Source organism: Paenibacillus zanthoxyli JH29 (assembly GCF_000520715.1).
GTDB classification, from domain to species: Bacteria; Bacillota; Bacilli; order Paenibacillales; family Paenibacillaceae; genus Paenibacillus_AQ; species Paenibacillus_AQ zanthoxyli.
Genome location: NZ_ASSD01000091.1, coordinates 1 through 8,606, shown reverse-complemented (window position 1 = coordinate 8,606; position 8,606 = coordinate 1). Strand labels below are relative to the sequence as shown.

Here is an 8,606-nt window from a genome sequence, read left to right as displayed (position 1 = left end):
AATGGATTGGCGGGTCGCCGAATTGGATGACCTGCTGGACCATGGGCCTCAATCAGAGCACGCACGGCACCTGGCACACGAACGCCATCTGCAATCTGCATCTTGCTGCAGGGGCCATATGCCGCCCGGGAAGCGGCCCCTTCTCTCTCAGCGGCCAGCCTAACGCCATGGGCGGGCGGGAGATGGGTTACATGGGGCCCGGCTTGCCCGGTCAGCGTTCCGTCCTGGACGAAGCCGACCGCAGGTTTATCGAAGAGATGTGGAAGATTCCCGAGGGAACCCTTCGTACCGAAGTGGGCACCGGCACCGTATCCATGTTCGAAAGCATGAAATCCGGCGATATCAAAGCCTGCTGGATTATCTGCACCAATCCGGTGGCTACCGTGCCGAACCGCAAGAACGTTATCGCAGGACTGGAGGCTGCCGAACTCGTTATTACGCAGGATGCATTTCTGGATACCGAGACGAACCGGTTCGCGGATATCCTGCTGCCCGGCGCGTTATGGTCCGAAGCCGAAGGCGTAATGATCAATTCCGAGCGCAACCTGACCATGATGCAGAAGGCAGTCGAGCCGCCAGGAGAAGCTCTTCCCGACTGGCAGATTATCGCCCGGGTAGCCTGCGAAATGGGCTATTCCGAGGCTTTTTCCTACAGTTCCTCAGCAGAGGTCTACCGGGAAATCCAGCAGGCATGGAATCCGAAGACCGGCTATGATATTCGCGGCGCAACTTATGAAAGGCTGCGTGAAACGCCGGTTCAGTGGCCTTGTGCTCCGGACAGCACGAGCGACCGTAACCCGATCCGCTATTTGCACAATGAAGCCGGCAGTACGCCTGCGCCGAAAGAGCCTGCAAATAGCGGCACTCCGCGTATCGTCTTCCCGACGGCAAGCGGAAAAGCAGTATTCTGGGCGCGCCCGTATCTGCCGCCTGCGGAAATGCCGGACAACGAATATCCATTTGTACTGAACTCGGGCCGATTGCAGCATCAATGGCACACCTTAACCAAGACGGGAAAGATCCCAACGCTGAATAAACTGAACCCGGGTCCCTTTATAGAAATTCACCCGGAAGATGCGGCGATGCTTGGAATTACAGATCAGGATTCGGTAGAAATCCGTTCGAGACGGGGGCGGGCCATTCTTCCGGCAGTCATTAATGATCGGGTGCGGCCTGGAAACTGCTTCGCCCCCTTCCACTGGAATGATGTATTCGGGACGAATCTGGCGATAAACGACGTCACTAATGATTCGGTTGATCCCCTATCCTTTCAACCTGAATTGAAATTTTGTTCTGTCTCGCTGGTCAAGGCTGTAGGACGCCCATCATTGGAGCTGAATCTGCCGGATAATGCTGGAATTCAAACTCCGCTTCCAACCAACGCAAACACCGTCAATCCAAAGGAGGAATTGTATTTGGCGCAACTGGATACGCTCGAAAGTCTGTTGGGCCTTCAATCCCCCAAAACCGTCACGCTGGATCATCACGAACAAGCCTATTTATCAGGCTTCATTACAAGTCTGCGCACCGGTGACTCGCAAGCGGCGTCCGGCATTCCGGTTCTGCCCCCTACCGCCCCGCTTGAATCGTCCAAACGTTATTGGGTAGACGGCCTGCTGGCCGGGATGTTCTCGCGCAGCTCCCTTCCCGAGGAAGAGGCGATGTCTAACCTGGAAACGGCGGCGGCATCGGCGCCGCAGGCTCCGGTCGGACTTCCTGTCACCATTCTCTGGGCCTCGCAGACCGGAAATGCGGAAGGTGCGGCAATCGGCTGCGCGAAGAAGCTGCAGGAAGCGGGTTATGATATTAGACTCGTTAATATGAATCAATACACCGTACCGGATCTGGCCAAGGAGCGCTTTGTCCTGTTCATTGCCAGCACTTTCGGTGCCGGTGATCCACCGGACAACGGAGAAAGCTTCTTCCACTCCCTGCAAGCGGATCATGCGCCTCTTTTGCCGAACCTGCGGTATGCCGTTCTCGCCTTCGGCGATTCGAATTACGATCAATTTTGCGGATTCGGACGAAATCTGGATGCCCGTCTTACGGAGCTTGGCGCGCAGCGGCTGCTTGAATGCGCTCCTTGCGATACGGATTATCAGGAACAGGCTGAGACGTGGACGAATACCGTTGCAGAATTGTTAAGCGAGCATGCAAGCTCGCCGGAGCAAGCGCTACTTTCAAACGCAGTTACCGGTAAATCGGCCCAAGCTTCTGCACCTGATGCAGCTTCGCTGGTCACAGAGCAGCGCGGATACAACCGAAACTACCCGGTGCATTCGCGCATCCTGTTCAACCGGCGCCTCAATAAAGAGAATTCCGAGAAAGAAACCCGTCACTACGCTTTCGACCTTAAAGATACCGGGTTGCAGTACGAAGCAGGCGACGCTCTGGGCGTATGGCCGGCCAATTGTCCTGAACTAGTTAGTGATATACTAAGCGCGGTTAAACTGGAACCCTCCGTGAAAGTTATGATAAAAGGCCAGGGAGAAATGCCGCTGGGCATTGCGCTGCTCCGTCACTTCGAGATTGCCCGTATAGCTCCGGAAATGCTCCGGTTTATCCGGGATCGGTCACAAAATGAACGGCTGAACGAGCTGCTAAAAAGTGAAAACCAGGCAAACCTGAAGGATTGGCTGTGGGGGCGTCAGCTGATCGATGTGCTGCAGGAGTTTCCGGTATCCATGAGCGCGGCGGAGTTTACTCCGCTGCTCAAGCCTTTGCAGCCCCGCCTGTACTCTATTTCATCCAGCCCGAAAGCGAACCCGGACGAGGTTCATATCACGGTCTCGACCTTACGTTACGATTATAAGGGCAACTCCCGAAAGGGCGTATGCTCCACATTCCTCGCCGACCTTGCCGCTCCGGATACGGAAATTCCGATTTTTATTCAAAAGAACGCTCATTTCCGTCCGCCGGCCAATCCGGATACGCCGATGATCATGGTCGGGCCGGGTACCGGAATCGCTCCATTCCGCGGCTTCCTGCAGGAGCGCCAAGCGACCGGGGCTAGAGGCAAGAACTGGCTGATCTTCGGGGAACAGCGCGAGGATTGCGATTTTTACTTCAGGGATGAACTCGAAGCTTTCTGGAAGGCAGGCTTCCTGCATCGTCTGGATACGGCTTTCTCCCGCGACCAAGCCGACAAAATCTATGTCCAGCACCGCATAATCGAGCATGGAGCGGAGCTCTGGGCCTGGCTTCAGGAAGGCGCCCGCTTTTATGTGTGTGGAGATGCCAATCAAATGGCCAAAGAGGTGGATGCCGCACTCCGAACAGTCATTCAGCAGCATGGCGGGATGACGGCGGACGCAGCGAAGGATTATGTGAAAGAGATGTCGCTGGGGAAACGGTATTTGCGGGATGTCTATTGATGCTGTCCCATATGTGGAAAAGCCGGCAGGTCTTTCGGTTATTGAGAGACCCGCCGGCGTATGTGTTCTATTCGTCGCCCCTTCATGGAATCAGGTTAGGAATCAGGCACTCGCTTAGGGATTGTTCATCGGAACGTTTTCATAGAGTAAGAAAGTGAATTTGGGAGACTCGAAAAAGATTTTTAGAGCGGCCCGGTCTTGTAAAACAGCTAAGATGCAGCTTTTATTACCTAATATGCTTATACACTGGGAAATCCTGCTATCCTGTAGGAATTTGAGGCTGTGCTGACTGAATTTGAGGCTGAGCGGAGAAAAGCCTGTATTTCCGTAGGCATGTTATACAAACGCTGTTCTCAGGCGACCAAAAGTTGCACAATCTCAGGTTTTTGCTTACTTTGCTTCATCATGCTCCAGGGACTGGAAATACATTTACCCTGTACACCTGCCTAAATTCCCCTCAAAGAATCGTCCCAGCAGCCATTTCCATGGCTTATGGGACACACTCTTTTAAATGAAATGGAGTCCTAGCAGGGTTAATTTTCCGGCACGACGCCGATTTGCTGCATGAACGTCAAATTATCTTCCAAGTGCCAATCTTCAACAAGTTTCCCATCCTTGATGCGTAAAATATCGATCGCCATGAAATGAATGGGCTTTCCGGTCGGCTTGTTCCCCATGAACTCGCCTGTGTCCGTACCAGTGAATGCGAGACGGGCGGTTACCTTGTCCCCAACTACCAATAAATCCTCGATGCTGCACTGCAAATCAGGAACGATTTTGCGGAACCTGCTTGAAGCGAATTTCAAGCCTTCTGGACCTTGAGGCCGTCCCTTCGGCAGCGTGTTATCCATGAAGTCCGGTGAAACGGCCTGCGATATAAAATCCTCATTGCCCGTATTCCAGAATGCGTAAAAGCGCTGCGCGGTTTGAACCATTGTCTCAGCCTCACTTGCAGTCAGAGCAGGATCAATTGTGATTGATTTGGGCTGTGGAAGATCCTTCAACAGCTGAATCGCTTTGGGGGCTTCAGTTGTTTTTGGGGGGGCAGCGGTTTTATCACCCGTAGCCGCATTACCGCATGCTGATACGAGCAGCACTGTTCCAAGGATGAGTGCAGCACCAGCAATCGATTGAATTAGCTTCTTTTTTGAAATCATTATGTTCCTCCAAGTATTAGTTAATCCGGTAACCAGTAATCTTCTTTTAGTCACCTCTTCATTTCGGAATGGTTTATCGGATCACAACGATATTATAAATGTATTAATTTCATTTTTGGAAGTAGTGATATTTTATTCATATAGTTTCATTAAGTATATTATTGTGAATTATCGGGGTTATTTAACAAACAAAATGAAGCCCGAATTTTACTCAAACTCGTCTCCCTTTTGTTTTGTATGCTTTTCAAAAATAGCGGCTGAACTGAATTAACGGTCTTTTAAATGGGACTCAAAGAACGATTTAACGACTTCAAGCGTATGCGGCTGGGAAAAAGCAATATGTCCGACACCATTTATTTTATACAAAGTTACATCATTGCCCGCCTGCTTCATCGCTTTATAAAATTCAAGGCTTTGCTCATAAGGAACAACATCGTCTTGATCCCCATGCATCATTAAGATCGGGGGCGCATCAGGACGCACATATTGACTTGGACTTGCCTTTCTCGCTTTCTCTTTATGCTCTTGAATAGCCCCGCCCACCAGCTTCGATTCCGGCGAATGCGGTGAATCATGGTCAAACACAGACGGATATTGACTCATAGACAGAAGATCCGTCGGACCGAACCAGTCCACAATGACCTGAACCCGGCTGGATTCCTCAAGATACTCCCTGTCGCCCGTAAATTCTTCGATCCCTTCCGTCAAGCCAAGCAAAAGAGCCAGATGCGCACCGGATGAATCTCCCCATACCCCGACTCGCTCCGGATCAATATTATACTGGGAGGCATTGGCTTTTAAGAAGCGTACAGCCGTCTTCACATCCTGAAGCTGACCTGGGAAAAGCGCTTCTCTGCTCCCTCTGTATTGCACTGTTGCGACAACGTAGCCTTGTTTCGCAAATTCCGCCAGTTGGGGGACGAACGCGAAAATATCCTGCTCCGACCATCCCCATCCACAGCCTTGCAAATAAATAATCAAGGGGTATTGTTCTTTGTTTCCTTCCCTGTTAAATAACGCATCCATCGGGTCCCGATATACCAGCAGATTTAATTTCAATGAATTTCCCTCTACATTGGAGAACTCAATATTAGGGATCAGTTGTACGTACGAATTAACATTTTGCTCCCATTCAAGCACCTTGATTTCCGTTTCTGTATTGCTGATATCTGTCATTTGATGTTCCTCCCTTAATAGTCAAAAGTGAAAATGATTGGCATTGAGTATCTGCCCTTACATCATCCTCACCCCTTTCAAAATTAAATACCGTTGTAAACAGAATCATTACAACAAACTTAAAAAAATTATGCTTCCGCAGAAGCATTAAGCATTCTTTCTTTGAACAATTAGCTCCGTTATTTCTTTGATAGAGACTTCTTGCAGGATCTGTTCCATAGCGGTTTGGGCTTTTAATAAAATCAGCTCCAACACCTGGTTAATATTGGCTCCCACCCAACAATTCGGGTTCGGATTGTCATGTGTATGGAACAGTTCGCCTTCCTCTACCACCTCAACGGCTTTATAGACGTCATATAAGGAGATGTCAGCGGCATCCTTTAGCAAGAAGGCCCCGCCGGAGCCACGTTTCACATCAAGCAGACCGGCTTTTTTTAACAGCCTGCTGATTTGACGGATAATTACCGGATTCGTGTTAACGCTGTCGGCGATCTGCTCCGAGGTCAGAAGATCCGTCCGGACGTGAATCAGGGATAACATATGAACGGCTATTGAAAACCGGCTGCTGCTTCTCAACATAATCACCCTTTCGTTGTAATAACGATACTTACAACATAGCGCATTGTCAACTCCTACACGTAACTCTGTACGACCCCTAGACCGATAACACGGATGTAAAATAAATGGCTTTCAAGGTACGCGAACTGTGGAACAAGCTGCAACCATTAATCTTTAGTAAAAAAGCACCAATATGCTGATTATTCTGATCGGCTTTATCTCCCACTAGTTGGTGCGCTCCGAACAGTCATTCAGCGGGATGACTGCGGATGCAGCGAAGGATTATGCAAAAGAGATGTCGCTCAGCAAGCGGTATTTGCGGGATGTCTATTGATGCTGTCCCAATCAGACACTCGCTTAGGGATTGTTCATCGGAACGTTTTCATACCCAATACGCTTATACACTGGGGAATCCTGCTATCCTGCAGGAATTTGAGGCTGTTTAGCAAAGCCTCCAAATACCATTGCGTACATCAAGCATATGATTTGAAAACACTAAATGACCGCTAATAAAGATTAGCAGTCATTAAGTTTCGATCTCATTGAATCTACGATGTTTAGATTACTGTAGCTATTTCTACTGCTTCTACAACTAATGGAGTGCCGGCTGTAATCGTTGCGGTAACCCCGTTAAAAGTGATTTCTGTAGCAGAAATTGTATAAGTTCCACCTTCTTGCATCACGCCGTTTATATAAAAATTGTAATAGCCATTCACAACAACCGGGAAAGCGGTAACGGCAGTTCCTGTGTCATCTAAAAAAGTGGTAGCCGCAAGAGTGGATGCGGGTGTAATGGATAAAGGAGCAGCCAGAACATTGAAAAAACGGTTCGAAGTTCCTGTAACATTAACATTAATATTAATAATGGAAAGCGCCATTTGAAACACACCTCCTTTCTACAATACAGTTTACTCAAGCGAGTTTTATATTGGAAGGGCAGATTATAGAGTTGAAATGAATCATATTTTCAAGAAAGTTCCGCTTCAAAGCCTACAGATTCTAATATAATAGGAGTGCCGGAAGAAATCGATTGGCCAGTAGGTATTATAGTTAAAGATTCTTTACTTACCGTATACAGCTTCCCTTCTTGTAATACAGCATTGATATAGAGATTATAATATCCGTTTTGACCAAAATCTTTAAATTGATCTACCGTCTCTCCATCATCATTAATGAATTGATTCGCTGCAATCGTTTTTATAGAGCTCAAATGTATATCAGTGCTCACAATGTAAAAGTATCTTTCTATCTTTGGCAAAATACTTACTGTCGTGTCTTTTGGAGGTATGATCGCCTTCTGCTTACCCATTAGGAAAATGATATTGATTTGTGGAGGCTGTATAGAAAAACGGATGATTTTTCTGATAAATAAAGTCTTTTTAAGTTTTTTCTTTCTTTTAGGAGAACCGTTTATTACAATGCTCTTTTTACAGATTTTTTTTCTTTTTGCAGGGCAAACTACAATTTTTTTCTTACATTTTTTTTTAGGATTACTATTGCAGTTACCCAATCTTAACACCTCCATTAATTATAATATGCCTTTTGACTGCTATGTTACAGTCTAATGCTGAATAGGAGGAAAGCGAACCGTACAGCAGCCTAACACTCTGCCTAGACTAAACGAAAGCGTCAAACTGTCCCCACCTTCAAGTAGTACGAGCAGCAAGACAATTTCTTGCCTTTGAATTGAGAAATTTGAACGTGCTGAGATGCATAGGCTAATAGCCTACCTGACATTGCTAGGGAGATTCGCGGAATTAATCGCTGGGAACACAGAAGCAAGCACCGCTAAATTAATGAAAGCGGACGGTTTACCCACTTGGGTAAGCCGTTCGCTTCTTTGACTGTCGTTCTTATTTACAGCTAATATTTATAAATCACATTGCAAGAAGTAATTCCCGCCCCTACCGACCAGAAGATGATGACATCGCCGCGTTTGATTTCGCCCTCTTCAATTGATTTGGCAAACGCAATAAACGGACTGCTTGTCCCTGTGTAGCCAAACTCATCCCCAATAAACTTGAACTTCTCAGGGTCTTCGTTAAGCTGATCGCAGATGATATCTATATTTTTCTTGGCAAATTGAGACAGGAAGTACTTTTTGACATCCGACTTGGTTAGTCCGTTCTCCTTGAGCAGTCTTTCGATGGCGTTCTTCGCACTCAAGAAAGCTTCATCCGTATCGAACGGCAGCCATTCGATTCGTTTGTCGCTCTCTTCCAAGTCCTCCCTGTAAATATTGGAGAACCCCTTGGCAGGCAGAACAATCGTATTATGCAGCGAAGAATCCGTGTAGAATGAAGAATCATTGAACACTCCCCCACTTAGCTAACACTTGAAG

Annotated in this window: 7 protein-coding genes; 1 reads left to right on the top strand and 6 read right to left on the bottom strand. The window is 47.8% G+C overall.

The features are described from left to right. A partial coding sequence (locus L691_RS0103605) for a sulfite reductase subunit alpha (protein ID WP_025688840.1) occupies positions 1-3,374 on the top strand: 3,374 nt, incomplete at its 5' end. Positions 3,375-3,907: 533 nt separating this feature from the next. Here the strand turns inward: L691_RS0103605 and L691_RS0103600 are convergent. The 6 genes from L691_RS0103600 to L691_RS0103575 all read right to left on the bottom strand — a co-directional run bounded on the left by L691_RS0103600 (position 3,908) and on the right by L691_RS0103575 (position 8,581). Continuing rightward, on the bottom strand, positions 3,908-4,531 hold the full coding sequence (locus L691_RS0103600) for an ester cyclase (protein ID WP_025688839.1): 624 nt from the start codon (positions 4,529-4,531) through the stop codon (positions 3,908-3,910). 267 nt (positions 4,532-4,798) lie between these two features. Then, positions 4,799-5,707 (bottom strand): prolyl oligopeptidase family serine peptidase, encoded by a 909-nt coding sequence (locus L691_RS0103595; protein WP_025688838.1) that lies wholly within the window; start codon positions 5,705-5,707, stop codon positions 4,799-4,801. Positions 5,708-5,854: 147 nt separating this feature from the next. Beyond that, complete coding sequence (locus L691_RS0103590; RefSeq protein ID WP_025688837.1) at positions 5,855-6,283, bottom strand: Rrf2 family transcriptional regulator; 429 nt, start codon at positions 6,281-6,283, stop codon at positions 5,855-5,857. 539 nt (positions 6,284-6,822) lie between these two features. Further along, a complete protein-coding gene (locus tag L691_RS0103585) occupies positions 6,823-7,143 on the bottom strand; it encodes a DUF4183 domain-containing protein (RefSeq protein WP_025688836.1) in 321 nt (106 codons plus the stop codon). Positions 7,144-7,232: 89 nt separating this feature from the next. Then, positions 7,233-7,775: a DUF4183 domain-containing protein gene (locus L691_RS30475; RefSeq protein ID WP_025688835.1), complete on the bottom strand. Its 543-nt coding sequence runs from the start codon at positions 7,773-7,775 to the stop codon at positions 7,233-7,235. 353 nt (positions 7,776-8,128) lie between these two features. Next, entirely contained in the window at positions 8,129-8,581 is a 453-nt protein-coding gene (locus L691_RS0103575; RefSeq protein ID WP_025688834.1) for a 3-oxoacyl-[acyl-carrier-protein] synthase III C-terminal domain-containing protein, read from the bottom strand. Between the last annotated feature and the right edge of the window lie 25 nt (positions 8,582-8,606).

Coding starts and splice junctions, on each gene's coding strand:
- L691_RS0103585 (WP_025688836.1), bottom strand. CDS start 7,143: ATGGCGCTTTCCATTATTAATATTAATGTTAATGTTACAGGAACTTCG.
- L691_RS0103595 (WP_025688838.1), bottom strand. CDS start 5,707: ATGACAGATATCAGCAATACAGAAACGGAAATCAAGGTGCTTGAATGG.
- L691_RS0103600 (WP_025688839.1), bottom strand. CDS start 4,531: ATGATTTCAAAAAAGAAGCTAATTCAATCGATTGCTGGTGCTGCACTC.